18 protein-coding genes and 2 pseudogenes are annotated in these 25920 nt (G+C 58.0%); 17 read left to right on the forward strand and 3 right to left on the reverse strand.

Going from position 1 to position 25920, the window contains the following annotated elements:
• Nucleotides 1–89 precede the first annotated feature (89 nt).
• From sctQ to EN851_RS16425, 6 genes are all read left to right on the forward strand, one after another.
• Complete coding sequence (gene sctQ / locus EN851_RS16400; protein WP_095769044.1) at nt 90–1118, forward strand: type III secretion system cytoplasmic ring protein SctQ; 1029 nt, start codon at nt 90–92, stop codon at nt 1116–1118.
• Entirely contained in the window at nt 1111–1776 is a 666-nt protein-coding gene (gene sctR / locus EN851_RS16405; protein ID WP_029354851.1) for a type III secretion system export apparatus subunit SctR, read from the forward strand. The genes sctQ and sctR overlap by 8 nt, the downstream gene beginning before the upstream one ends.
• A gap of 2 nt (nt 1777–1778) precedes the next feature.
• Nucleotides 1779–2054, forward strand: a complete 276-nt coding sequence (locus EN851_RS16410) for an EscS/YscS/HrcS family type III secretion system export apparatus protein (RefSeq protein ID WP_024505375.1) — start codon at nt 1779–1781, stop codon at nt 2052–2054.
• Between the two features lie 8 nt (nt 2055–2062).
• Nucleotides 2063–2881 carry a type III secretion system export apparatus subunit SctT gene (gene sctT, locus EN851_RS16415; protein WP_024505376.1) on the forward strand — a complete coding sequence of 273 codons (819 nt, stop codon included), beginning with the start codon at nt 2063–2065 and terminating at the stop codon, nt 2879–2881.
• Nucleotides 2878–3915, forward strand: coding sequence for an EscU/YscU/HrcU family type III secretion system export apparatus switch protein (locus EN851_RS16420; RefSeq protein WP_024505377.1), 1038 nt, complete (start codon nt 2878–2880; stop codon nt 3913–3915). Before sctT ends, EN851_RS16420 begins: the two co-directional genes overlap by 4 nt.
• A 356-nt stretch (nt 3916–4271) precedes the next feature.
• A complete protein-coding gene (locus EN851_RS16425; RefSeq protein WP_024505378.1) occupies nt 4272–5075 on the forward strand; it encodes a hypothetical protein in 804 nt (267 codons plus the stop codon).
• A gap of 525 nt (nt 5076–5600) precedes the next feature.
• Here the strand turns inward: EN851_RS16425 and EN851_RS16430 are convergent.
• Nucleotides 5601–7715 (reverse strand): hypothetical protein, encoded by a 2115-nt coding sequence (locus EN851_RS16430; RefSeq protein WP_245454733.1) that lies wholly within the window; start codon nt 7713–7715, stop codon nt 5601–5603.
• A 1348-nt stretch (nt 7716–9063) separates the two neighbouring features.
• Between EN851_RS16430 and EN851_RS16435 the strand changes: the two genes are divergently transcribed.
• The 6 genes from EN851_RS16435 (at nt 9064) to EN851_RS16460 (ending at nt 14972) form a co-directional block, all read left to right on the forward strand.
• Nucleotides 9064–9393: a hypothetical protein gene (locus EN851_RS16435; RefSeq protein ID WP_081714433.1), complete on the forward strand. Its 330-nt coding sequence runs from the start codon at nt 9064–9066 to the stop codon at nt 9391–9393.
• A 71-nt stretch (nt 9394–9464) separates the two neighbouring features.
• Nucleotides 9465–9707, forward strand: coding sequence for a nodulation protein NopA (locus EN851_RS37115; RefSeq protein WP_224570034.1), 243 nt, complete (start codon nt 9465–9467; stop codon nt 9705–9707).
• A gap of 117 nt (nt 9708–9824) precedes the next feature.
• A complete protein-coding gene (locus EN851_RS16445; RefSeq protein WP_024505382.1) occupies nt 9825–10715 on the forward strand; it encodes a hypothetical protein in 891 nt (296 codons plus the stop codon).
• A gap of 232 nt (nt 10716–10947) precedes the next feature.
• Nucleotides 10948–13011: a type III secretion system export apparatus subunit SctV gene (sctV, locus tag EN851_RS16450; protein ID WP_063169272.1), complete on the forward strand. Its 2064-nt coding sequence runs from the start codon at nt 10948–10950 to the stop codon at nt 13009–13011.
• 53 nt (nt 13012–13064) lie between these two features.
• Entirely contained in the window at nt 13065–13607 is a 543-nt protein-coding gene (locus tag EN851_RS16455; RefSeq protein WP_245458616.1) for a tetratricopeptide repeat protein, read from the forward strand.
• Between the two features lie 894 nt (nt 13608–14501).
• A complete protein-coding gene (locus EN851_RS16460) occupies nt 14502–14972 on the forward strand; it encodes a MucR family transcriptional regulator (RefSeq protein WP_127249594.1) in 471 nt (156 codons plus the stop codon).
• Nucleotides 14973–15200: 228 nt separating this feature from the next.
• Here the strand turns inward: EN851_RS16460 and EN851_RS16465 are convergent, their stop codons facing one another.
• Nucleotides 15201–15413 carry a cold-shock protein gene (locus EN851_RS16465; RefSeq protein ID WP_127249593.1) on the reverse strand — a complete coding sequence of 71 codons (213 nt, stop codon included), beginning with the start codon at nt 15411–15413 and terminating at the stop codon, nt 15201–15203.
• 1542 nt (nt 15414–16955) lie between these two features.
• The gene (locus tag EN851_RS16470; RefSeq protein ID WP_126097377.1) at nt 16956–18077 is read right to left on the reverse strand and encodes a DUF418 domain-containing protein; all 1122 of its coding nucleotides are present in this window, start codon (nt 18075–18077) and stop codon (nt 16956–16958) included.
• A gap of 754 nt (nt 18078–18831) precedes the next feature.
• On the opposite strand from EN851_RS16470, the gene EN851_RS16475 reads away from it, so the two are divergent.
• The 5 genes and pseudogenes from EN851_RS16475 to EN851_RS16495 all read left to right on the forward strand — a co-directional run.
• A complete protein-coding gene (locus EN851_RS16475) occupies nt 18832–19290 on the forward strand; it encodes a response regulator transcription factor (protein WP_245458615.1) in 459 nt (152 codons plus the stop codon).
• 244 nt (nt 19291–19534) lie between these two features.
• Nucleotides 19535–19969 (forward strand): annotated as a pseudogene (locus EN851_RS16480) (helix-turn-helix domain-containing protein); the annotation flags it as partial.
• A 619-nt stretch (nt 19970–20588) separates the two neighbouring features.
• Complete coding sequence (locus tag EN851_RS16485) at nt 20589–21248, forward strand: response regulator transcription factor (protein WP_126097376.1); 660 nt, start codon at nt 20589–20591, stop codon at nt 21246–21248.
• Entirely contained in the window at nt 21245–22573 is a 1329-nt protein-coding gene (locus EN851_RS16490) for a HAMP domain-containing sensor histidine kinase (RefSeq protein ID WP_126097375.1), read from the forward strand. The genes EN851_RS16485 and EN851_RS16490 overlap by 4 nt, the downstream gene beginning before the upstream one ends.
• A gap of 1950 nt (nt 22574–24523) precedes the next feature.
• A pseudogene (locus EN851_RS16495) lies at nt 24524–25828 on the forward strand (pitrilysin family protein); the annotation flags it as partial.
• Nucleotides 25829–25920: the final 92 nt, after the last annotated feature.

A 25920-nucleotide genomic window follows, 5' to 3' on the forward strand; every position in this document is an offset into this window, starting at 1 on the left:
ATGCCGCGCAACCGGATCCGACGGTCGCAAGAGGTCGTCCGAATGACACGACCGTGCAGTCTTTGATAGGCGCTGCGGTCACACCCGCCATGTTCGAACCAGTTCTGAAACTGTCCCACACGGTTGTCTCGTGGCTCAATGATACAGCAGCGCCGCGCACGCCGTTTCAAAGCCGGATCAACGAGGTGCCGCTATCGGTGCGAACGGCAGGGCTTGTCTGGCAGCAGGAACCTGCTGCCATTCCGATGCTTGACTGCGTCTGGAGAGTGGGAGCCGAAACGGTCATCTTGTCACTGTCGCGCCCGCTCGTAGAGGAGTTCATCACGACAGTGCAGAACGGCTTGGCCTTCCCTTCCGAGCCAACTGCTTCGCTAATTCTCGAACTCGCTCTGGAGCCGCTTGTCACTCGACTGGAGGAGACGACGCGTCTGAACGTGCAACTCGTGCGGGTATGCGAAGCCACGATGCTGGCTCCTCATCTTGAACTCGACATCATTTTCGGCGCGGTCAAGGGCAAGGGCCGTCTATTCCTGTTCACGCCACTTGACGGCTTAGTACCGCCTGCGTTTCGCGCGCTAGGCGAACTGCTTGCCCAGTTGCCGCGGCAGCTGGGCGGGCTGCCTCCAGAGCTCCCGCTCATTGTTGCAGGAGAGGTCGGCACGCTTCGCCTTCCTGCGGCGCTTCTTCGAAGCGCATGTGTCGGTGATGCATTGTTGCCCGATATTGCGCCGTTCGGCCGCGGCCAGATCACCCTAGCTGTCGGCCAGTTGTGCGCCGAGGCGGATCTTGACGGCGATGAATTAATCTTGCGGGGGCCTTTCCGCCCGCGACCGTGTCCTTTGGAGAGTGCGCATATGACACAACCCGGATCGCAACTGGAGCTTACTAAGGATCTCGACGATGTCGAGATCGTGCTTGTCTTTGAATGCGGCCGCTGGCCTATTTCTCTTGGGGAATTAAGAAGTGCCGGCGAAGGGCATATTTTTGAACTTGGATGGCCGATCGACGGCCCGGTCGACATAGTGGCCAATGGTCAGCGTATCGGGCGTGGCGACATTGTCCGCATCGGAGAAGAGCTGGGCATCAGGCTCCGTGGCGGGTTTGCATGCAATGAGTGAAGCTCAGCCGACAATCCTGGCGCTTCTTGCGGTTACCGCCGGACTCGGTCTGCTGGTTTTAGCAGTTGCCACGACAACGGCCTTTGTAAAGGTATCAATTGTTCTTTTCCTCGTCCGCAATGCGCTCGGGACCCAGACCATACCACCCAATGTGGTGCTGTACGCCGCGGCGATGATCCTCACTATGTTCGTTAGTGCGCCCGTTGCTGAGCAGACCTATGACCGCATGTCGGATCCCAAGCTCCACTATCAGACATTCGACGACTGGGTAAGCGCCGCTAAAGCCGGAAGTGAGCCCTTGCGCGAGCATCTCAAGAAATTCACAAATGAAGAGCAGCGGCGATTTTTCCTATCTTCGACAGAAAAGGTCTGGCCAGAGGAAATGCACGCTGCAGCCACGCCTGATGACTTTGCAATACTTGTACCATCTTTCTTGCTATCAGAATTGAAGCGCGGATTTGAGATAGGATTTCTACTTTATCTGCCTTTTATTGTTATAGATCTGATAGTGACAACTATCTTGATGGCAATGGGTATGTCGATGGTCTCACCAACTGTTATATCTGTCCCGTTCAAGATCTTCTTGTTTGTTGCCATTGATGGTTGGTCAAAATTGATGCATGGGCTTGTGCTGAGTTATACGTTACCGGGAGGCTGATCATCACTGAATCCAGCATCATTACTCTTATGAGCCAATCACTGGTGGTTTTCATGATCTGGATTCTACCGCCGCTCATTGCATCAGTGGTTGTCGGCCTCGTCATCGGCATCCTCCAGGCGGCGACGCAGATCCAGGATGAAAGCTTGCCGCTCACCGTGAAGCTTCTGGTCGTTGTCGCGGTGATTGGGCTGTTTGCTCCTGTGCTAAGCGCCCCGCTCATAGAGCTAGCCGATCAGATCTTCACCGAGTTTCCCGCAATGACACTTAGCTACTAGTCCGCCCCATGGACGCGCCATCGGCCGATATTCAAATTCTGATCCAGACGGCTCTCGAACTCGTCGTTGCGGCAGGTCTTGGGGCAGCCCGCGCGATGGGCATCATGCTGATCTTTCCCGTATTCACACGCTCGCAGATCAGTGGGCTGATCCGGGGCTGTTTGGCTGTTGGCTTCGCACTACCATGCCTGGCACACGTCAGCGGCGGATTGCCGGCGCTGGATCCTGATACGCGCCTGATCCAGCTAACCCTGCTCGGATTCAAGGAAGTTTTTGTCGGTGTACTCCTTGGCACTTTTCTTGGCATTCCGCTTTGGGGCCTTCAGGCTGCCGGGGAGCTTATCGACAACCAACGCGGCATCAGCAGCCCGACCGCTTCGGCCGATCCCGCGACGAACAGTCAGGCTTCCGCGATGGGCGTTTTTCTGGGGATCACTGCGATTGCCATATTCGTCGGATCAGGAGGCCTGGAAACTTTGATCAGTGTCCTGTACCGCAGCTACTTGATCTGGCCGGTGTATCAGTTTCACCCGACACTGAGTGGGCCAGGAGCAATGGAGTTGTTGGGGCTTCTCGACAGCATAATGCGCACGGCATTATTGGTATCGGGGCCTGTCGTGTTCTTCCTGATACTGATTGATATATCGATGATGCTGCTGCGTCGCTTTGCCCCGCAATTTAAGGCGAGCCAACTGTCTCCGGCAATCAAGAACATTGTCTTTCCAGTTCTCATGGTCACCTACGCTGCCTATCTGGTGGAGAGCATGAAACTGGAGGTCACACGTGCCAACGGCGTGCTGGAGTGGTTCGACAAATTGCTGCCATGAGCGACACAAGTGAAGAGAAGACACACGCCGCCAGCCCGAAGAAGTTAAGTGAAGCGCGCAAAAAAGGACAGCTGCCACGTAGCTCCGATTTCGTCCGCGCGGTCGGGACTTGCGCTGGGCTCGGCTACCTTTGGCTAAGAGGCAGCGTGATCGAGGACAAATGCCGGGAAGCGCTCCTATTAGCCACCAAGTTGCAGAGCCTACCTTTCGATACCGCGGTGCCGCAGGCATTGGTTGTGCTCGTCCAACTCACAGTCGCGGCTGTTGGCCCGCTGCTTGGAACCCTTGTCGCCGCGGTGATTTTGGCCAGCCTGCTAGCCAATGGTGGATTTGTCTTCTCTCTGGAGCCGATGAAGCTCAGCTTTAAGAAAATTGACCCCTTTGAAGGGCTGAAGCGCTTGGGGTCTGCTCGTTCCATGGTCGAAGTCTGCAAGACCATGTTCAAGGTATTGGTTCTCAGCGCAACCTTTTCCATTGTCCTTCTCGGGATGTGGAAGACAATGGTCCCTCTGCCGATCTGCGGCATGGGCTGTGTTGGCCTCATCTTTATGGAGACAAAATTGCTGATGGGAATTGGCGCCGGCGCACTGCTGGTCGGCGGACTGATCGATCTTCTGCTCCAGCGCGCGTTGTATCTGCGCGAAATGCGCATGACCAATACCGAAGTGACGCGCGAGTCGAAGGATCAGCAAGGAGCGCCAGAGTTGAAAGGTGAACAGCGTCGCATCCGCGAGGAGGCGGCCGACGAGCCTGCGCTTGGCGTGCATCGCGCCACGCTGGTCTTAACAGGAAGGGCGGTCCTGATCGGTCTGCGTTACGTTCGCGGTGAAACCGGGGTGCCGTTCTTAGTTTGCCGTGCCGAAGGTGAGCGCGTTTCACATGTGTTGAGCGAGGCGCGGGCACTACGCCTGACGATCGTCCATGACCATGTCTTAGCGCGTCAGCTGATAGGCACTACAAAACTCGGCCACGCGGTTCCTATGCAATATTTCCAGCCTGTCGCGAAAGCATTCTTTGCCGCAGGCTTGGCCTAGTCATTGGAAGTCCACGACTGCCCAGTTCAAAACTGACCTGGCTCCATGCTAGTGGCAAATGTCGGCTGGCCATCCGTGCCCCAGTGTCTCTGTCAGGCCAACCGCGCAACCGCGGGCCTGGGGCAATCACTCCCCTCGGATCTGCCACCCAGCAACTACGGCAAGTCCTCCGGGCATGACCTTGCAGCCTCTGCTGGCCGGTGCGTGGCGCAGTCCGAGGTTTTGAGGCCGGCAGTGCGGATTTGATTGGTGCAGCCGTTGGAATGCCCTCGTCAGCTAGTCGTCAACTAAGCGCCCTATGTTGAACAGCCGTGCTAACTTGAGCTCGGTTGCGAAACATAGGAGTACGAATCGTCATGTATGGTCGAATTGGTGGCTCATCCGATAGTTACCGCGCGCATAATGCCGGCGAGCAATCGGATGCAGGAAGCGAAGGGTTCGCGGACACATTTGCCCGAATGCACTTATCCGGATCGGAAGGTAGCGGCGCCTCATCATCGGCGGCTCCCCAAGCATACTCCCTCAATTCCCGACCTCCTGTGGTGGAGATCAACAGGACTTCCTTCAGGAGACAGGTGAGGCAATTTCATGGTGATGAAATCACGCACATCGCCGACAATCCTCAAGAGTATTCGGAGTTCGTATCGTCACGAGCCAGGCGCACCGCGGACGTTGCTCAGCAATATGGCATCCGTCGAGATACGGAGCACGCGCGATATTTCAGTTACCAATTGGGAGACCGGAGTGCCGGACTGCTGAGAATGGAAGGCGGATTCAGCATGAACGAGTTCGAATCGGAAAGTTGGCGGGAACAATTTCCTGGTCGAACTGAGGTCACTTCCATAGTGGATCTTCAAGTCGCCCATCCGCTCGTCGAAAATGCGGGCGATATTCTGCTGGAGCATCAACTTCGGATAGACGGCGACCGACCGTTGCTGAATTGGCGTGCGGCTAATCCGGAAGCACAAGCGCGCGCGCAGACGATGGGGTTTGTTGAAGTGGATCATGGCGACCTGGTGCTTGACCCTACGCAGCATCCCGACAAATGGACGAAGAACAGTGCCGGTGAGTGGCAGCGTGCAGGCAAACCTCCACTCTATCTCCACAAAACCGAGGATAGCGACAGCAGCGATAGCGGGTCCGACGACGATTTCATGTGATTTGTCGACCCGCCGCCGAGCCTTGCAACTGGTGACGGTTGCAAGGCTGTTGGCAGTGAATGCTAATTGTCCGGCGACAGCCCCGCCTTAGCGCCAGCGCCGCCGAGCAATCCAGCCCATCTCCCAGACAATAAACTGCGGATGCGCATCGTGGGTGCTTGCGAGCGGATTGTATTCGGGCCGGAACTCCGCCTCTTGGAACCGAGCTCTCCCGAATCCAATTTTCTCCACCACACCGTTGGGTCGTTGCGATGCGCCGATCCCGATCGGATCGGCTATGCCTGCTCCGCGCTCGCAGGAAGACCTTCCGCCTCGATCTTGGCGGCGCGATCTCGGCGATAAGTTGGATGGGAGGCAAGATACGCCGCCACGTCAACAGCCGGTAACGCGACATCGCAAATCGGCCCTGACGGTAGCCGATCGACTCCAATCGCCGGACCGCAACTCGCGCAGCGGCATTCGCGGTTTGGCCAGGAGAAATGCTCGCTGACTCACAGCGTGGCCGGCCGCATTCTGAGTGCCCTGTCATGCAGCCTGCGCCGACGGGAGCTCGGCACGCGAATGGCGTGGTTGGCGGCCAAGCCCTGAGGTCAACAAGGACTTACAGAAAGCGGGGGTGAGTTTGCCGCGATGAATTATGACCTTCTCGCGACCGGACCTAGCATCGGCTTCCTCTCGCTCTCGATTGTAGCCGCGCTGTTCGTTGGATTTAACGTGGCAAGCGGTGAATTCGGAATCAGCCAGCCCTTCCAAGTTTCTGGCCATGACGGGGCGACTCGTGTGGATGTGCACCCACATCGGGCTCGGCATCGCACCATTGACCAGCATCTTGGGCTGCAGCTTCATCTCAAACAGCTTTCCTGGCTCGCCACGCAGCGCGACCGGTGCCTCCGGCGGCATCAATTCGTCGGCATTGCACAAATGTTCCAGGTATTTTTGCGCCGGAAATGCGTAGGTCTTCATGCAATCAGTCGTAATGCCGGCTTTTCCTTCATTCAATGCGTTGGCCTGTCCCAGCACCATGTTCAGCAACCCTTTGAGCTGGTCTGTGCGTTCGTGCACTTTGGGTAGCTGGGTGGAGGTGAGTAGCAGGCGTACATTACGCCCCTGCAACCCGGCGAGACAGGTTTGCATCTCAATGGCCTGGGCTCGCAGGTACTGGGCCACATCGTCCACGACCTTACCGGCCTCCTCAGGCTTCATCTGGCGCACTTGGGAGACGACGCTTTGCTGACCGGCCAGATCGAACTGCAAAAGTTCGTCCAATCGTTTGAGCCGCTCCGTCAATACCTCCATTGACAACGCGGCGCCCCCGATTGTCGAGCCTGCCCCCGACGAACTCGCAGCCACCTCTTGCGCTCTCACCTGTGTACTCGCAACTTGATCCGAGCGCGCGAGAACCTTGGCTGCTGGCACTGTGCCGGCGTTCGCAGCGACTGGTGTTGATGGCTGCCCGGCGGCAGAAGTCCCGGCGCGAGCTGCCGACTTATGCTTTGACTTCCCTTTCCTTCGCGCTGTAGTGCCTTCTGACACTGCAGCCGTACCAGCAGTGCCAGCCGGTATCGCAGCGCCTGCCCTGGCCGGCATCGCAGCGCCCGCCTGGGCCTGTGGCGCCATGATGGCTGACGGCGGAGACTGCAGGTTCAACAAGTGCATGGCATCGTGCGCAGTGATCCATGCATCGTCCACGATCCGTTCGAACAGTTTCAATGGGAGGCCGGCATCTGGGTAGGTATGGCTTAGCTTGGTATGCACCTCGTGCAACGCCAATCCAAAATCCGAAAGCCGCTCCATGATTTTTTCTACAACCGCGCAATCATGAGCGTTGAGTGTTTTGCCATCATCCATTATGCCCTTCGCCAAAGAGAGGGCGCGAAGAGCTTCTTGAGCGGCGCTTGCCATCAGCTGCACCACTCCATTTCGACCGACGAGGAGTTCCTTCAAATCTGGCTCGAACCTGCTCGCCCGCAGTTCAATCTTGGCCCGCGCAAGACCGATCCGCTCACGGACCAGCCAGATCCTGACACTCAGTACCGAGCCGGCACGCAGCCGCAGTGCGCACCGCTCGGCTTCCCGCATCACGGGCGTTCCACTGGATAGGCTAGCGGTGGCAGCGCAGGCGGATCGCTGCCGTTCGGAGCGCCATGCCTTTTTTTCCCACCACTTAATTGCCGCCGTATGGTGGTTCTCCACATTTAAAATCAACAGCTCCTGCCGGTCCGCCTGGGAGTAGGAGTAGAGTTTATCGACCATACCTGCCGCTTTCTTGGTCTTTTTGTCCAATTTCGTGATCGTCGACAGGCCAAGTTTGTCTACTTCATTCGCGGCGTCGCACACGATCTGGCAACATCTACGCACCTTGTCGTCTGGCATAATTGTCTGCGCCTCAGCCGCAGGCAGGCTAGCGCGGTACTCCAGAATTGCTGAGGCTGCATCGACGACCCGACTGATCAGCTCCACCGCCTCCTCGGGGACGTCGGTTTTCCTGGCCGCAGCCTCGCAATCAGTCAGTTGTTGAACAAGACTGTTCATTCTGAGCTGTGTCGGACTGATATCTTCATTTGACGATGAGCTGGTGCCTTCCACCTGCGCGGTTGATAGTTGGCTACCGACCGGCGCCATGGCTTCGCCCTCAGACATGGAGGGAGAACCGCGCCGCCTTGCGGCTGCGCCACGTGGCGCTACGGTTCCGCGTGGTGGCGCAGCGGCTCCACGTCGCGGTGTGTTCAGGATTTGATCTTCGCCAATCGAGGCGCCTGGCAGACTTTCGCGGGCATCGCCTGGACCGCGCGCAACTGGAAGGGAGGAGGGCCTCCTATCGGCGTCCCCAGAGCGCATCTGCTCCACAACGGAATCGAATGACTGTCCACCTTCTCCCGCAGCAAGACTTGATTGCGAAAGGGAACTGCTCGCCCGCCCCGCGCGGCTGGCTCCAGTTTCAGCCTGCGATTTCCGTGGTCGGCCAATGCCCTTCATATTGCGTCTCCGTAGTAGGCGAGAATGTGCTGCTATTGTGCTGGCGGCTGACGAGACCAGCGGCATCTTTCGGTTAACGTCACGGTCAGCCAGACCCGCGACGGCGTAATGTTCCCGCCAAAGTGCTTCTCAGTAGCAGGCCAAGATTGGCCCGAGCTCACAGGACTTTCGCAACGTTGCCATCGATGTCCTGAGATTATCAGCGCTTCAGTCCGCCGATTTCCAGGAACAGCGAATGAAATCAGACCAACTCGGCTAGCTCCCCTTCCTAGACACGTGCCTGACGATTTTATTGATGCGTCACTCCTCTCGTTCGCCACCGACAAAGTCACACATTTGCTTCAGAGAAGCGTGTGCGTTGCGTATCACGCGGACCATTTCGATCTATAGTTACAAAAAGTGTCGAGACGGGACCTTTGGATCCGAAGGTCAGGCACGGCCGGCCTAGATAGACCGCTTGGCTGACGATTAGCTGACGATGGGAGTTCTCACGAACAGGGCAAGAAAATCCGACCGCTTCAAGCTTTCGATATGGTGAGAAGAGGATCCGCACCGGCCTCCCAAAGCCGGCAGACCATCCCATGTTCGTACGGTCGCCGACCTTCTCGAAGCCAATGAGCTCACCGCGCCGGGCCGTGATGTGCAGGCGAGAGAATGGTGATGCAAAGACCGAGTTCCTGCTCGTTGCGTGCGCCCGTGGAGCCAGCAAGAATACGGTCATTGCGGTCATGCAGCACGTGGACCGTGTCTCCTGTTCGACACCACAGCATCGAGGATGCAAACGAGCTGCTGCGGCTGCCATTCGGTCGCGGCATGCGTGGACGGCGGGATTGGCCGAACAGCCGAGATCGTGGTCGACTGTTCGATGCGAGAGCAACATCCTGCAGAGCATACGTTTTTGCGCTGGCCGGTTTTTGTCAAAAGCCGTCAGGTTCTCGAAAGCTCCCGCCCTTAGCTTGATCGAGGCTAACCTTTAACACGTCGCCGCCAATGGCAAATGCCGGAGTACCTGATGATAGCAGCAATTGGGAGTGGAGTTGGCAACCTCGGGACTTCCTTGATCCGAAAGGGCCATGGGGATTCGAAATCCGAGCATTCTGGTGATGGCAAGCCGGCTGATGGCAATGATGGCAAGCCAGCTGGTGGGAATGATGGCAAGGCAGCTGGCGGGAACGATCGGGCGGATAACCGGACCGTTTCAAATGATCAACTTCAAGACAACTCACAGTCTGCAGCACAAAGTGAAGCCTTCCAAAGTATCCTGCGATCGTTCGCGTTCCAATTCGCGAACGATGCGATGGCTGAGGCCGATGAAGCTTTGGATGACACAGAAGATGCCTGACGCGGGAAATCCGGCGTGAGGTCATACAGGCCGTTATTGACGGCACAACTCCAACAGAAAAAGGAATGATCATGGCTGCAGTTGATAATAATAAAAAATCAGGCAATACCAATACCAGTAGCGCCGGCAATACCGATAAAACTAACAGTGGCACTCCCGGCAATACAAGCGGAGCTGATGCTACTGCTTTTCAGGCGCAAGTGCAGGAACTAACCAATGTTAGCTTGGAGGCGACGAAAAGGAGTGTCCAGTTGCGCACTCTAACGACCAATCTCCAGACCATCAAGAAGGCCGCCGACGAACGCGTTTCGTAATGTCGGAAGCGGGTTTTAGACTGCCCCCTAGCGCGTCTCCTTATTGACGCGACGTAGTCCCGAAATGAGCCGCATGGCAATTGCCATGCGGCTTCTATCCTGTTTGAGAGATGCTCTGTGGATGACGCCGTTTCCCTCCGTTTCGAAGTGCGTTCGGGGCACTATTGCGGTCTGACCGGCAAGACGGATCTTCAAAAGTGTTTAATCGGCAGCGGCTTCGATGCCGATTTGGTCTTTGTCGAGCAGGGACTGGCACCGCATCACCTTCGTGTAACTCTTCTTGGCAAGTCGATCGAACTGGAGGCGCTTGCACCCGGACTCAGTATCGAGGGCAACCGGAATATCGCCGCAGGCCAGTCCGTTGTTGTGCCCCTTCCTGTCGTCCTGCTCGTAGGCGAGATGTCCATTGCTTTGTCCGTGCAGGATGCAGAGCCGCCTGGTTCGACCGGCATACCGCGCCTACCGATCGGTGTGCTCGCCATGGTCATAATCAGCTCACTCGGGATCGGCGCGCTTTCAGGCACGATCTCCTATCTTGGCAATGCAAGTGGATCGAGCCCCAATTCACTTCGGGCTGAAGTCGCGTCCAGAACGATCAGTCACCGCGCTGACAATGAACTTACGGAGGCAGCGGCCCAAGAGCTGCAGGAGGAAGTCGATCGAGCGGGTCTTCTCGACGTCAAGATTGGGTCGGCAAAGGGTGTTGTGACCGCCGAAGGCACCGTCACGTCTGAATCGGTCATCAGCTGGCAGAAGCTTCAGCAATCGTTCGATCGTCGCACCAAGGGTACTCTAACACTGGTGAACGGAGTGCTCATCAAAGAGGAGAAGGCGCCATCCGCAATCGCGGTCGAAGCTGTGTGGCATGGGGTCCAACCATATATTGTCATCGACAGCGAGAAGTATTTTGTCGGCGCCATTTTGGCTGATGGATGGGTGGTCGAACGTATTGAGGACAGCCGTGTGCTGCTGAGCAGGAATGGCCGCATTGCTGCTCTCCAATATTGAAAGCTCGCAGGCCCCATCAAGCAGCACTCTATGGCCAGCCAAACATCCTGTCGCGCTCGGTGCTGACAAGCTGGCTGCGTTGGAAACATTTGCTGCCCAGCCATTTCGCGCCTGCTTGTGGCTCTCATGCAGGGTCACGCGCTGGCCAAGGCTGAGGCGCCTTCGGAGTTCGAAAGCCACGTTTCATGGCGTAACAGCAGAGTAAGTCTCAACCGATTGCAAAGGTGTCTCGATGGCCAACGTCCTGCGTGACTTCATCAAGCGTGCGCCGGCCAGCCCGGATTTAATGGTTGCGTTGATGCTGCTTCTGGCTGTCGCGATGATGGTCATGCCTATCCCGGTCGTGGTGGTCGACGCCCTGATAGGATTCAATATGGGGTTGGCCATACTGCTGATGATGGTTGCCCTGTATGTCAGTACTCCACTTGATTTTTCCTCTTTGCCCGGCGTTATCTTGATTTCCACTGTATTCCGTCTCGCGCTCACGGTCGCAACGACGCGACTGATCCTGGCCGAGGGGGAGGCCGGCAGCATTATTCATACTTTTGGCGATTTCGTCATCTCAGGCAATATCGTGGTGGGTTTCGTCATATTTCTGGTCGTCACCATGGTGCAATTCATGGTCCTCGCGAAGGGTGCCGAACGGGTGGCAGAAGTGGCGGCGCGTTTCACGCTGGATGCTCTGCCGGGCAAGCAAATGGCGGTCGACGCAGAGCTACGCAACGGCCACATCGATGCCAACGAATCCCGCCGGCGGCGCGCCGAATTGGAGAAGGAAAGCCAACTATATGGCGCGATGGACGGCGCGATGAAATTTGTGAAGGGCGATTCCATCGCCGGGCTGGTGGTTATCTGCATCAACATGCTGGGTGGAATTTCGATCGGCCTGCTCTCCAAGGGCATGTCCTTCGGCGAGGTACTGCATCACTACACTCTGCTGACGATAGGCGATGCATTGATATCGCAGATTCCGGCCCTTCTGCTCTCCATTACTGCGGCGACCATCGTCACCCGTGTGACTGGGACGGCGAGGATCAACCTCGGTACAGAAATGGTCAGTCAGCTCACGGCCAGCACTCGAGCCTTGCGACTGGCGGCCGGCGTCCTGGTTGTAATGGGGTTCGTTCCTGGGTTTCCCCTCCCCGTCTTTCTGATGCTGGCCGCAGTGTTCGCTGCGGTAAGCATTGTCAAGGCTGATGTGCTGGGCGCCGGCACTGCCGATGCGAAAGGTGGAACTGCAGCGGAGCCTAAGCAAGCCGCGCCTGCGAAGGAATTCCCGATCGCATTTTTTCTAGCGCCAGATCTTATGCAGGCGGTCGATCAAGCCGAATTGCAAAAACATATTGGGCGCGTTTCGCTCCTGGTCACAGCCGATCTGGGCATTATCGTTCCTCGCATCCCTGTCTTGGTTGACGAGCAGCTGCCTGAATCGCAATTCCGAATTGATGTCGAGGGCGTGCCAGTCGAACAGGACGCCTTAGATCCAAACCAGATGGCGCTCCGAGCCGATGTAGCGCACGTCGACTCGAGCGGTGTCCCCCTTAGACGTGAGCCGAAAACGGACAGACTCCCGGTTGAACATACCCCTGCAAAGGCCCTTACGGGCGCCGGCACGGAGCATAGGGCTCCCGGCGAACTCCTCGCCTTGCGCGTCCATGCAGCGTTGACCCGCTACGCACCGCGATTGGTGGGCATCCAAGAGACCCGACATTTCCTGGGCCGAATGGAGCAGGAATATTCTGAGCTTGTGAAAGAGGTGCTACGCACGACGCCGATTCCTCGGATTGCCGATGTTCTGCGCCGCCTCCTGGAGGAAGGTATCCCAATCCGCCACACCCGTCTCGTGTTGGAGGCATTGGCCGAATGGAGCGAGCGTGAGCAAAACGTTGCCCTGCTGACGGAATATGTCCGTTCTGGTTTGAAGCGACAGATCTGCCACCGCCATGCCAACACGGAGGGCATCGTGTCCGCCCTGGTCGTCGAGCGCGAGAGCGAGGATGTGATGCGTGGCGCGGTTCGAGATTCGGATGCAGGCCCCTATCTCGCACTGGAGGATCGGCAAAGCGAAGCGATGCTATCACAGATACGTCAGGTCCTTTCGAACGCAGAACCGGGTCAAACCCGCCCTATTCTGTTGACGTCGATGGATGTCCGACGTTTCGTCCGCGGCTTTCTGACGCGAAACGGGGTTGATCTCGCCGTGCTGTCGTATCAAGACCTCGCCTCCGACTTTACAATTCGCCCCGCAGGATCCGTCACACTCCCGCACGGATCGAACAGCGGATTGTTAGAGTAGTCCCACCTTTCCTAACTGAACGCCACGCGCCTCCCCGATAACTGAGAGATAACATGAATAGTAATACAGTTTCTCCATCGCCTATGTTTCTGCGCCGGAACTCACTTCTTTTTGCCGTACTCGCCATTCTGCCTTTGGGCGGTTGCGCCAGCTGGCAAAAGCCGGCTCTTTCCGTGCAGGAGACATCTTCCCCCGAGTTGCTCAGCGCCGATCAAATCGATCCGGCTATGCGCGAACGCATTTTGCGCGAAGTTGGTCAGGATGTTCAAGAGCGGGCTTTGCGGGATGAGGTGAAGCAGCACCCGGACAATGTTGATGCGGCGATACGACTTACAAATGCCTTGGTGGGCCAGAAGCGCCCGCACGAAGCGGTTGAGGTGCTCGACAGCGTCTTGGTTGCAGCCCCAGGAAACGTACGTGCATTGAATGCGAAGGGCGTGATTTTGGACATTGAGGGGCGGCATGACGCGGCACAGGCCCTGTATCGGCGAGCTCTCGAAAACGAGCCAGGCAATGAGATGGTGCAGCATAACTTCAATCTGTCGCTTGCCTTTAACGGCAAGTCCGAACAACCAAGGTTAGCACGATCGCAATAGGTGGGCACAGTGCATGCGCAGCCTGTTCCCCGGCTCGAACACGCGCTCGGCTCCCATCATAGATGGCCCCCTGAAGAGAGCCATATCTATGCAAAACAGTTGCTCCAGATCTGGCCGGCAGAGATCGGCAGGAGAGCCGGATGACATCACGCGGCCACCCGCAAGGCCACCCGCCTCGCTTCGTTGCCAGAGCGCCCTCTCCCTCGCCGGTCACCGTCTCGCAATGCGGCGACCTGGCTTAAGGCGGTCGACCGAGCGCCCGATGCAGTAGCCATGAATACGTAACGCAGCGATGGACCCGCCGGATCGTGTCGCGCTTGTGCTGGCCGTCCCGGCCATTACAGCACGGTGATTGTAGCTGGATCATATTCTAGAGGCATCGATGGTGTGGATGCCTTCGATCCAAACAATCGATTTGTTGAATTCGTCCGCCTGAGGAAATTAGCTGCGGCGATCCGACTTCCGACGCCTGCAGGCGCAAAACCAACAGCGTGAGCGCTGCGGGTCCGGAGGCAGGCTGCAAAGTGCAATCACCAGCGCTGATAAGCGGCAAGTGAAGAATGTATCGCTCGGGCGACTCCTGTGTTGTGCACGGTTGCCCCGCGAGGTGAACTGTAGCAGCTTGGCAGCTCAGCGTTCACGAAAGGAGAAAAGATTTGGGGCCAAGCAAAGACCGGCTTTTTTGATTGTCTTGCTGTATCGCTATGGTGGGGCGGGCGCGACCGCTCCCATAATTCAATACGCTGCCTTTAGCGATGGACGATGACGGGATGCGTCGCCGAGACTTCAATGGTGGAGGAGCAGCGCACCCGTCGATCCATTTGCTTTCAGCGGCAACCGCCACTATGAAGCGACACTTCGCCCAACTGTGTTTCAAGCTGCCCGGAGAAGTTTATGACAGAAGAACCCCACAAGACCGACATCCTCATCGAGCTCACTGCCGATGTTGTATCAGCCTACGTCTCCAACAACCCCGTCCCGGCGGGGGAGCTTCCTGCCCTGATCGCCCAAGTGCACGGGGCTCTAAACGGCACGGCTGGACTCATACCGGCAGAAGAGCCTGTGCCTTTAAAAAAACCTGCTGTCCCGATCAAAAAGTCGATCGAACCGGACTACATCATTAGCCTTGAAGACGGCAAGAAATTCAAATCGCTAAAGCGCCATCTGGCGACGCACTATGGTCTGACCCCAGACGAATATCGCGCCAAATGGGGTCTGCCGTCGGATTATCCCATGGTGGCGCCGAATTACGCCGCTGCGCGCTCCGCCTTGGCCAAGACCATGGGACTCGGCCGCAAACCGAAAGAGCCGGAAGCCCCAGCCACGGCGCCGGCGAAACGGACCCGCAAGAAGGTCGCAGCCTAAATCCGTATTAACAGTCGTTCGGACGCGCAGCAGCCGTTGGCCCAATCTGCGCGGAATCAAAGGGCGGGGATGAGCCCCGCCTTTCCCGTCCAAGAGCCTCATTTCCAGAGTAATTCATGATGGCTCCAGCAATCCCTGCCGCGGCATTAACTTGCATGCTCCGGCCCGGGTTTCGAGCCGTCAATGCGTTCCGGCGATGACGAACCTTGCCAAGGCTTTCCCGGACCGTTAGCCAACCTTGCTGAGGCTGCCTGCAGAGGACTTTCCCGTGCGGCGATCCTGTTCCACCTCGTAGTTGATCTTCTGGCCCTCATTAAGGGTCGACAGGCCCGCTCGTTCAACAGCGGAAATGTGGACAAAGACATCCTGACCGCCGTTGTCAGGCTGAATAAAACCAAAACCCTTCGTGCTGTTGAACCACTTCACCGTTCCAGTCGCCATATCCATTCCTTTGTAATAAGTCGCAACTTAGGCAGGCCATTCACGCCAGCCTGATTTGTACACGAGACTTTAGGCGCATCAAAATCGGAAAATTGCAAGGCCCACTCGATCGCCTGATCTCCAGCAGCAACTGCAACATATGCGAGGCGCGTGCCAGACGAGGCGTATGCCAGACGTTTCGTCGTGCCCTGTCGCTCGAACGTTGACAGAAACAATGACACACCTTGCAAACTCGGCACATCTTGTGGACGTGCTCGGGTCGCTTCTCGACTGCGATACCCGCTCCTGACCGGGTATCGTCGGCCAAAATGAGGGTTTTTGTCATGTGCCGCCAGACCGAAAGATCAGGCGCGCAGCGACCTGCACATTCAAACCGGAACCCGCGAACCTCGATTAGCTTCTGCCTGCTCCGAAGGGCGGTAGCCTGCTCTGAGGCGGGCCACTGTCGGGTTGAAAACCAACTGTCGGGTTCGGAACCCCAGATTGTCGGCAAGGTACGCGCCGCCCACTGGTTGGCCAAAGGGGCACTGGCTCCTGATCCTGCCGCCATGCTCGCCCGATCTCAACCCGATCAAGACAGGTCTGCTCAAAACTCAAGGCGCGGCTGCGGAAGAAGGCGGCCAAAACTTTCGACGCTCTCTGCGGAACTCTCGGCGATATCTGCCAGCTGTTGGAGCCAAATCAAAAACCATTAATTGCGACAGGTGATTTTATGACATTCATTGCGAAGAGGCCAGAATGAACAGCGGAAGAGAGTAGCAGCTCTCTGGCCGCGGCGAGGTGGATCGTCGACACGATCGGCACCTGGCCCGTGCGGGGATCGCACCGCAGCCAGCACCAGAGCCAGACCTTGACCGCTTGCCTTGCTCAGGCGCCACAACAACGAGTGGCTGGAAGCAGATCCACGTGAACTCAGCGATATCGATCAGACGATGCTTACCCTCATGAAAGCCGATCCCGACGCTGTCCAGCGCCGCGAAATCCTGACCAGCATATGGCGCATCGGATGCCACCGCCTGCACACTCACCATCGACATGCCGGAACTCGGAACCAAAGGCCGCAAGCCTCGCCGGCCTCGGCAAAATGGAGCGGCCGCGCCTTCATCCGGGGCGGCCGGGCCAATGTTCGCCAGGCCCTCTACATGCCCGGCCTTCGCCCTGCGCTTCAACCCCGACCTCAAGGCAAAATACCAGGCGCTAAAGGCGGCAGGCAAACCCGCAAAGGTCATCATCTTGTTGCGAAAGCTCCTCATCCTAGCAAACGCTCTCCTCAAGGCGCAGCGAAAATGGCCCCTAAAACCCTTGACCGAAACGGATACCTTAGCCTTTCAGGTGAGGCGGGCCGAGATAGACCAACCGCGGGTTTAACTTCGCGAGTTTAAGCTGATTATGCCGATGCAACTCTAGCGCCTGCGCGACCGTTTTAGCTTCCATCAACAAGGCGGCAGGGTGGGAGGAAGTACCCTCCCCTGCCGCGAACAAGCTTTGGACAAAGCCCCACCTTGTCCGTAATGTGATCGGGAGGCCGGGGCGCGGCGGTGCTCAGCGGATGTGACGCGCGAGATCTGCGACCCTACCCATCAGCACTTCCACCGGTCCTCGCTGGAAGACGCGCAGCCAAAGCACCGCAAAAGTGCTGATAACCACAACGAAGCCAAAGAGCGTGGACAGGCTCTCGTCTTTGAAAATGTTTATCTTCATAAGATAGGCTATTCCCGCAATGTGCAGCACATAGGCCGTCAAAGACATCGAGCCGACTGCGATTATTGGCCAGACCAGCTTTCGCAGACGCGGGAGCGCATCCACAGCGAGCATGCAAGCCGCCAAGATGATCATTGCGCAACCGGTGCTGCCCACGATCGAAAGCGTCGTTTCGCTATGAGGTGCGGCTATCCATGACGACTTGACTATAAATGACGACTTGGAAGGCTCAAAAGCGCCGTCAACGTCAGACCACCACAAGGAGGTTTCAGTCAAAGCGCGGGAACTCAGCGCGAGCAAGGATCCCCCATGGCCCAACACGGCCAGCGCGACCCCCGCCAGACCAAGGCGCCAATGCGCTGCTAGCGTATTAAGATTAAGGCGCGCGATGGCCATGCCAGCGATGAGGAAAGGAACCCAGGTCACCGCGGGATAGTAGCCGTTGACCATGAGGTTGAAGACCGGGTCGAGGAGGTTGGGGGCAACCGACAGAAGGGAGGAACGGACTTGCGGGAGAACTAATGCCGTAGCGGCAGCGATCAAGCCCAGCTGATATGCGCTGAGCCGATGGAGCGGCAATACCAACAAGAAGCAAATTCCGTAGTATTCTAGGATGACTTCGACCTGGGTACCGAGGCAGCCCAGGATTGAGCCAAGCGCGAGCAAAACAAGGGCACGAATTGCGACTCTGGCGATGGCCTGTCTACCGGCTATCCCCGACTTCGGCGCCTTGCGACCTGTAATCAGGAGGATTGAAAAACCGGCCAATACGGCAAACAGGGCCGACGGCCGCCCATGGGTTAGTTCCATCAGAAACCCGACTAGTCCTCCTTCGCCGGGGTCGGGACCGAGATGGGCGGCATACATCCCGAAGACAGCCAGGCCCCGAGCGAGGTCGATGCCGACCAGCCGATCTACTACCGACCCATTCCTAGCGTCGGCAACCGGTGCCTTCATTACCATGGTAGATTCCCTTGTTGGGTGTGTGGATCGCGGGAGCCGCGATAGGAGAGCCGGTCGGCTGCTGCCGTCGCCTCGTGAAAGGGTTCAAAACATCGCGCCATCTGGCGCATCGAGCCGGCGACAGAGCTGTTCAGCCATTAGCCTGGGGTAAGAACAACAGATCGGCTCACAAAGCCTGTGTCACGGACCTGAAAAGTGGTGTCGCGGAACCGTCGTTTTTTGCATGATGGCTAAGCCGAGAGATCCACTGCACCGACGAGAGACTCAGCGACGTTGGATATCCGATCAGTACGCCGCGGCTCCGCCGGTGACGATCACCCCGGGTGTCAAGGCCAGGGCGTAAACCTGCCATAATCTGTGGTGGTGCGCCCGCGACCAATCCGTTCGACAAAGCTCGGCGCATGGTCGAGCCAATCATATTCTTCCATGTGGCTGTTGCCTGAAAAACCGAAGACGCCGTTCGCTGGTCCAGCTGTTCCAGACCTCGGCCTGCGTCGGTCATTAGAACCGGCGCGCCTGTTTCCCAAATCAATTTGCTGATGCAGCCGCCGGGGGTCACATTGAGCAAAAGTGCCGAGGTCAGGACGGGTTTCATAGGGGCTCTTCGTTTGGCTTTGTTAACGACCCCTTTCTTGCAAGTTGTAGCTGACAGCAGCCTGAAAGCTCCCCAAATAATTCGCTGCCGCCGGTTCAGCCTATTGTCAGCTTCGACCAATAAGATGGGAGCCTTGCCCTCATACCGGAGCTCGGAAGCATGATGCGAATACTGCTCACTGAAGACGATAAGGACCTTGGAAGTGCTATGCACGATCATTTGGTGGCTGGTGGCCACGCGGTCGACTGGGCCAAGAACCTGTCCGAAGCGCGCGATTATGCAGCTGTGGTCGGCTACGACCTTATTTTGCTCGACGTTCACCTGCCGGACGGCAATGGGATCGACTATCTGCGGGAGCTGATCAAGGAACTTGAATCGGCACCGGTCATCATTCTGACAGCCTGCGATCGGATTTCGCATCGCATCGAGGGCTTCAACGCTGGAGCCGACGACTATTTGGTCAAGCCGTTCGATCTGGGGGAACTCTCAGCGCGTATCCATGCAGTGGCACGTCGCCATGGGCATTTTCCGGAGCCGCAATTTTCGGTTGGGACGCTTTCCATACAGGCAGCCGAGCGACGCCTCTTCCGCGAGGGGCAGGAGGTCTACCTGACTTGACGCGGATGGGCGGTGCTCGACTACCGTCTGCCCCAGCCCTGCACGGTCGTTTCAAAAGGGAAGATCGTGGACGCGCTTTTCGGCAGACGGCGCTGATTCATACTCTAAAAGAAAATTCGGCTTCCAGTTGCCTTGGCCATGACTGCCCTTCCCGAGAGATGGGTGACAGTTCATTCCGGATAGATGGGTTAAACTTTCGGCCCTTTGCAAGGAGAGCAAGGTGCCTTGGAAGGAGTGTAACGTCATGGAAGAGCGGCTGAAGTTCGTCGCCCGGCTGCTGGACGGCGAGAAGATGGCGGTGCTTTGCCGGGAGTTCGATATCTCGCGCAAGACCGGCTACAAGATCCTCACGCGCTACAACGACAGCGGCCTGGAGGGGCTGACGGACCGATCGCGGCGGCCCTATCGCCACGCCAATCAGCTTCCGTTTCAAATCGAGAAGCTGATTGTGCGCCTCAAGCAAGACAAGCCGACATGGGGTGCGCCGAAGATACGCGAGCGGCTGGCCCGGCTGTATCCGGATGTGCACCGGCCCGCGATCTCGACCGTGCATGCCGTGCTCGACCGCCACGGCATGGTCGAGCGCCGCAAGCGCAGGCGCAACAGGGCGACGGGGACACCACTTTCAAACGGCTGTCGCCCTAACGATCTTTGGTGTGCCGACTACAAGGGCGAGTTCGGCAGAGAACACGGCCGGGACAGGGGATCACAAACACTTGACCGTTCCAGACCCTGGCAGTGGCGCATCGATTGACCGTTGGCTCTGTTCGTGGGCACCGAAAATAGGGCCTTCTTGGTCCTCGGCAGAGAATATGGCCCGGACGGGGGATAACAAACACTTGACCGTTCCAGACTCTGGCAGTGGCGCATCGATTGACCGTCGACTCTGTTCGCGAGCGCCGAAAATACGGACGACCCCTATGGTCAAAGTGCACTTCTGACCTGCTAGGCACTGTTCGATAACTGGAGGCACCCGCTACGGTGCCCTCGTATTTAAGACACCTGTCAGTTTCAAGCCTGGACATTGACGCGTGGCGCGGCTGCCATTCGTTGACCGCCACGTCGAATTGCCCGCCAACCAGTGTACAGCCGCCGGTGGTCACATTGAGCAAAAGTGCCGAGATCAGGAGGGGTTTCATAGGGGCTCTTCGTTTGGCTTTGTTAACGACCCCTTTCTTGCAATTGTAGCTGACAGCAGCCTGAAAGCCCCCAGATATTCGCTGGCGCCGGTTCAGCCTACTGTCAGCTTCGATCAATAAGGCAGGAGCCTTGCCCTCATACCGGAGCTCGGCAGCCTGATGCGAATACTGCTCATTGAAGACGACGACGACCTTAGAAGTGCTGTGCACGATCATTTGGTGGCTGGTGGCCACGCGGTCGACTGGGCCGAGGGCCTGTCCGGAGCGCGCGGTCATGCAGCTGTGGCCGGCTACGACGTTATTTTGCTCGACGTTCACCTGCCGGACGGCAATGGCATCGACTATCTGCGGGAGCTGATCAAGGGGCTTGATACAACGCCGGTCATCATTCTGACAGCCCGCGATCGGATTTCGCATCGCATCGAGGGGCTCAACGCTGGCGCCGACGACTATTTGGTCAAGCCGTTCGATCTGGGGGAACTCTCGGCACGCATCCGTGCAGTGGCACGTCGCCAAGGGCATTTTCCGGAGCCGCAATTTTCGGTTGGGACGCTTTCCATACAGGCAGCCGAGCGACGCCTCTTCCGCGACGGGCAGGAGGTCCACCTGTCTGGACGCGAATGGGCGGTGCTCGACTGCCTTCTACGCCAGCCCGGTTCGGTCGTTTCAAAGGGGAGGATCGAGCACGCGCTTTATTCATTCAATTCGGAGTTCGAGAGCAACACAGTGGAGGTTTATGTCAGCCGGCTCCGCAAGAAGATCGGCGGGGATAGAATAGCAACCGTGCGTGGCTCCGGATACAGGCTCGTGGTCACATGACGAACTCGAACAGCATGACGAGAAAGCTGCTATCGTGGTTAGGCGGGGCAACGCTCCTGGTTTGGATCGCCGCCCCAACCATGGCTGCGTTCATTTTTTGCAATTATGTAAACGAAAGTTCGGATGACTTGCTCCAGGGGAGCGCAAAGTACAGACAACCAGAGCTGATCAAGGTCTTGAATGGAAAACACGTTGATCAATACAATAACAACTTTCCCACTTACGAAAAGTACTTTACCTATCGTGAGCAGGTTATTAATAAGTACGGGATAGTGCTTATTTCTGAACCGGAAGAGGGTCAGCAGCCCTTCCCTGATGCTCCCCTGAGTAACGGCTTTTGGGGAAACGCTGATTACCGCGTCTACACAGAGGAGATCCAAGACGGCGTGTATCATCAGTTGGCCGAACCGCTTCATGGCCGCCGTACCACAATCGCGAAGGGCGCACTTTTTGTCTTCCTTCCGACACTCGTGCTCCTGCCCTTTAGCTTAGCTGTTTGGTGGATCGTGATCCGGCGCTCGCTGCGGCCAATCGAGGTACTGCGACAGCAGATCGGATCGCGCGACGGCGGCAATCTGTCACCAATGGACTTGGGCGATTTCCCGGCAGAGTTGGCTCCAATCGCGGCATCCGTCAATCGGCTTCTCGATCGTCTGCGGGCGGCTCTCGAGGCCGAACGCGAGTTCGCCGCAAACAGTGCGCATGAACTGCGCACGCCGATCGCAGGTTCAATCGCTCAGATGCAGAGATTAGTGGCCGAGCTTCCCAATGGGTCGGCCAAAATGCGTGCGCGCGGCATCGAGCAAGCGCTGTCGAGCCTTGGCCGCCTTGTCGAAAAAGTGCTTCAGCTCGCTCAAGCCGAATCGGGGGTTGGCATGGCGGATCACGCGATCGATCTTGTCCGATCGGTTCGGCTGGAAATCGACGACCTGAGGAAAAAGCCGCAATATGCCGGACGCCTGCATCTTAACGTCGACGGCTGCCCCACTTTGATGCGCAAAGTGGATGTCGATGCGTTTGGGATCCTCCTTCGTAACCTGATCGAGAATGCGCTGATACATGGACTGCCCACTGTTCCGACAACAGTTTCCGTCCAAACTGATGGAACCATCGCTATTGCAAACGCCGGACCGGTGGTGCCCCTCCCCGACCTCGAAGGGCTTACAAAGCGATTTAGTCGTGGTGCTACTCCTGCTGCGGGCTCAGGCCTTGGTCTACATATCGCTAACATGGTTATCCAGCGGATCGGTGGCAGTCTAGAGCTTGCGTCGCCCGCCCGCGGTCGCAATGATGGTTTCGAGGCGATCATACGAATTCCTCAATGACACCGGTGAATTCGACGACATTTGGACACAGGGCGGATTGCTGGCAAGGCTGCTGACATGGCGAACTGTACGGCAGTATGTATACGGCGTAGAAATCGTACTTCACACAACGCATTTCGGCCGCGGCAATCAATGCCGCTATCATCGTCTGAGCAGTTCGATCGAAGCGACACGACATGATCGGCAAAATCGAAGGCTCCGCCTCACCGCTCGCTCGATTTCGCCCGGGGAGAAAAGAGGCCATCCGAGAAAGTGCAAGCCGCCGCGCAAAGGCGACGTGTCCAATTGTCTGGGTGCCCCTGTGCGCCGGCCCGATCGGGTTGGCGCAGGTCCAGTAAGGACCCGGACCAACCATTCCATTTAGACGACCGGCAGGTTTTAATCGGCGTCCGGATCGCCGGCCCAAAATGCCCCAAGTATACGGCTAGAAAGGCTGCCAACGATCGAGCTTTGGTCGGAGGCGTGCTTGTCAGCGTCTTGGGTGCTTGACCGGCCTTTGCAATGGCCATCGCCATCGCAAGTATCGTGCGTGGCCAGTGAGACCGCAATTTCATCAGCCTGGAGCCGACCGTATCGGTGCTTTTTTCTGATTTAGGGATTTTTCGTTTTCCTCTTGGATCATCACGGGTTTGGAGAGGATCTGGTGTTAAGTGCCATTCGGAGCGCCGGCGAACCGCCCGAAATTAATGTGGTCGAGTCATGAAGCCTCCCGAATGCGTTAAACGAGACCCTTTATGGCGGCCCTGGCTGACAACAGTCTGAAAGCTGCAAGCGGCATGCGAAAATGGGGCGATCCTGAATGACGACAGATGCTATCAACATGAAAGAGGCTCGCCCTGAAAGCTGAGCACGCTTTATGCTCAGGCTGCTGACAAGGCCAAAGCAGCGTAAGTGCGTAGTGAAATCCAAGGTCCACATGGGTCGTCGCGCGTCCCGTGCGCCTGGGAAGGCGCCGGCCCGGCCAAGCTTTCCCAGCTCGTCCGCATGATGCTTCGCTGAGCGTCAATGGACGTTGGCGCGAGACCAAGGCGTCGTGCGTTGCAATCCGGACGGTCCAGGGTATCAGGAGTTTCACGGCCTCGGCCCGCTTGGCTGGCCACAGTTGAAGCTCCAACGTACCGGCTGGCACCGGGAAATTGGGCTCTGCGCTGCCTCAACGCTGATGGCACGGTCAATGCTTGCCTACCGATGGGGCCGCCCATGCCGTGATGCTGTCGGTCGACGTTCGCAAACCAGACCCTCGCGAGACCCAGCGAAGGGGCTCGCCGGTACGACGAGGGACCTTACCTCTTTATGCGCGGCATCATTATCGAGGATGACATGTTGCCTTACACGTCGTCCCTCGCGCTCGGGTCTTTGTGGGGCGGATGAAGTCCTGATCGCGGTGGCACTGCTGCATGTTTGCGTAAGACCCATCCAGTCACGATCGCGCTGTCCTTCGATGTCGCGGTGCTGATAGGCGGGCAGATCGGTGTGCGCGGCGCCCGCCAAAGGATCGTCGTCACGCCGGAGGAGGCGAGCGTCATAGCCGGCGCGCCGGCGAAAGGCGCTTTCTGTCGGATGCCCGACAATGTCGGATATCGCAAGTATCAAGGTTGGATCAAACCTTGCGAATCGGGGCTTTCTTACTTGGCACGGGGCATGCTCAGGTATCCGCAAACACCCAATGGATAACGAGCAGACTTCCCATGGCCTCACCATGCCGAAAGTTTCCCGGACGCATCCAAAGATGAGGCTCGCGTCAGGCCCAGCAACACGCTGACGGCTCATGTGGCTCGGCGTCGCGTGCCGATCCACTTTCTCCCAATAGGCGTTCGGGAGACATAGATCCTTCAAAATGAGGAACAGATCACTTTGCCAGGAACGCAGCCCATAACCCCACTCTCCCTACCAGAACTACCAAGCAAGCCCCGCACTCATGGGCTTCGCAGGACGTCCGTTGCGTCCGAGTTGGTCGGCGCGGGGCCGGCTCCGATCCCCGTCGCATGGGAGGACGGCAAGGCGAGGGATTTCGTGCTCGACAACGGCATGGAGGTGGTCGTCATTCCCAACCACCGGGCGCCGATCGTCACCCACATGGTGTGGTACAAGATCGGCAGCGCCGACGAGCCGCCGGGCAAATCCGGCATCGCCCATTTCTTCGAGCATCTGATGTTCAAGGCGACGACCAACCATGCGGGCGGCGAATTCGACCGCGCAGTGTTCGAGATCGGCGGCTCCAACAACGCCTTCACCTCCTCCGACTACACCGCCTTCTATCAGACAGTGGCGCCGTCGGCGCTCGAGCTGATGATGAGCTTCGAGGCCGACCGAATGCGAAACCTCATCCTCACCGACGATGTCGTCAAGACCGAGCGCGACGTGGTCATCGAGGAGCGCCGCTCAAGCACCGACACCAACCCGCAGGACGTGCTCCATGAGGAGATCGACGCGACGCTGTGGCAGAACCAGCCCTATCGCATCCCGATCATCGGCTGGATGCAGGAGATCGAGCAGCTGAACCGCGTCGACGCCACCGCCTTCTATGAAAAATACTACTGGCCCAACAACTCCGTGCTGATCGTGGCCGGCGATGTCGAGCCGGAAACGGTGAAGGTGCTGGCCGAGAAGACCTATGGCAAGGTGGCGCGCGGGCCCGACCTGCCGCCGCGCATCCGGCCGGTTGAGCCCGAGCAGAACACCAGGCGCACCGTCACGCTCTCCGACGCCCGCGTCAGCGTGCCCAGTTTTTCGACGCAGTGGGTGGTGCCGTCTTACCATACCGCCAAGCCGGGCGAGGCCGAAGCGCTCGACCTGCTGTCCGAAATCCTCGGCGGCGGTAACCGCAGCCGGCTTTACCAGGCGCTCGCTGTCCAGCAAGGTATCGCTTCCAGCGCCTGCGCCTATTTCCAGGGCACCATGCTCGACGACACCAGGTTCGCCATCTATGGCGCGCCGCGCGGCGATGCCAAGCTGGCCGATCTCGAAGCGGCGGCCGCTGCCGAAGTCGCTCGCATTGCCAAGGATGGTGTCAGCAGCGAGGAACTGGGCAAGGCCAAGGAGCGCTTTGTGCGCGATATGATCTTTGCCGAAGACGACCAGGACGACCTCGCCTGCATCTACGGCTCGACGCTGGCCACCGGCGGCACCGTGAAAGATGTCGAGGAACGGCCGTCTCGCATCCGCAGGGTTACCGCCGCGCAAATCAAAGCAGTTGCCGCCCGCTATCTCGCGTTCGACCGTTCGACCACGGGCTATCTCTTGCCCAAGACGGAGAATCAAGAGATGACGCTCGGCGCTCAGCCCCATGCTGCGATGAACATCCAGGAGGTGAAGTCCGAAAAGGGCATCATCGCCTGGCTGGTGGA

Origin of the sequence: Mesorhizobium sp. M8A.F.Ca.ET.208.01.1.1 (genome assembly GCF_004791315.1) — a bacterium.
Classification (GTDB): Bacteria; Pseudomonadota; Alphaproteobacteria; order Rhizobiales; family Rhizobiaceae; genus Mesorhizobium.

Bases quoted from the DNA above. Each gene is read 5' to 3' on its own strand.
- EN851_RS16470 (WP_126097377.1), bottom strand. From the start codon at position 18,077: ATGGTAATGAAGGCACCGGTTGCCGACGCTAGGAATGGGTCGGTAGTA.
- EN851_RS16435 (WP_081714433.1), top strand. From the start codon at position 9,064: ATGATAGCAGCAATTGGGAGTGGAGTTGGCAACCTCGGGACTTCCTTG.
- sctQ (WP_095769044.1), top strand. From the start codon at position 90: ATGTTCGAACCAGTTCTGAAACTGTCCCACACGGTTGTCTCGTGGCTC.
- sctR (WP_029354851.1), top strand. From the start codon at position 1,111: ATGAGTGAAGCTCAGCCGACAATCCTGGCGCTTCTTGCGGTTACCGCC.
- EN851_RS16490 (WP_126097375.1), top strand. From the start codon at position 21,245: ATGACGAACTCGAACAGCATGACGAGAAAGCTGCTATCGTGGTTAGGC.
- EN851_RS16420 (WP_024505377.1), top strand. From the start codon at position 2,878: ATGAGCGACACAAGTGAAGAGAAGACACACGCCGCCAGCCCGAAGAAG.
- sctV (WP_063169272.1), top strand. From the start codon at position 10,948: ATGGCCAACGTCCTGCGTGACTTCATCAAGCGTGCGCCGGCCAGCCCG.
- sctT (WP_024505376.1), top strand. From the start codon at position 2,063: ATGGACGCGCCATCGGCCGATATTCAAATTCTGATCCAGACGGCTCTC.
- EN851_RS16460 (WP_127249594.1), top strand. From the start codon at position 14,502: ATGACAGAAGAACCCCACAAGACCGACATCCTCATCGAGCTCACTGCC.
- EN851_RS16430 (WP_245454733.1), bottom strand. From the start codon at position 7,715: ATGTCTGAGGGCGAAGCCATGGCGCCGGTCGGTAGCCAACTATCAACC.
- EN851_RS37115 (WP_224570034.1), top strand. From the start codon at position 9,465: ATGGCTGCAGTTGATAATAATAAAAAATCAGGCAATACCAATACCAGT.
- EN851_RS16455 (WP_245458616.1), top strand. From the start codon at position 13,065: ATGAATAGTAATACAGTTTCTCCATCGCCTATGTTTCTGCGCCGGAAC.
- EN851_RS16425 (WP_024505378.1), top strand. From the start codon at position 4,272: ATGTATGGTCGAATTGGTGGCTCATCCGATAGTTACCGCGCGCATAAT.
- EN851_RS16475 (WP_245458615.1), top strand. From the start codon at position 18,832: ATGATGCGAATACTGCTCACTGAAGACGATAAGGACCTTGGAAGTGCT.
- EN851_RS16485 (WP_126097376.1), top strand. From the start codon at position 20,589: ATGCGAATACTGCTCATTGAAGACGACGACGACCTTAGAAGTGCTGTG.
- EN851_RS16465 (WP_127249593.1), bottom strand. From the start codon at position 15,413: ATGGCGACTGGAACGGTGAAGTGGTTCAACAGCACGAAGGGTTTTGGT.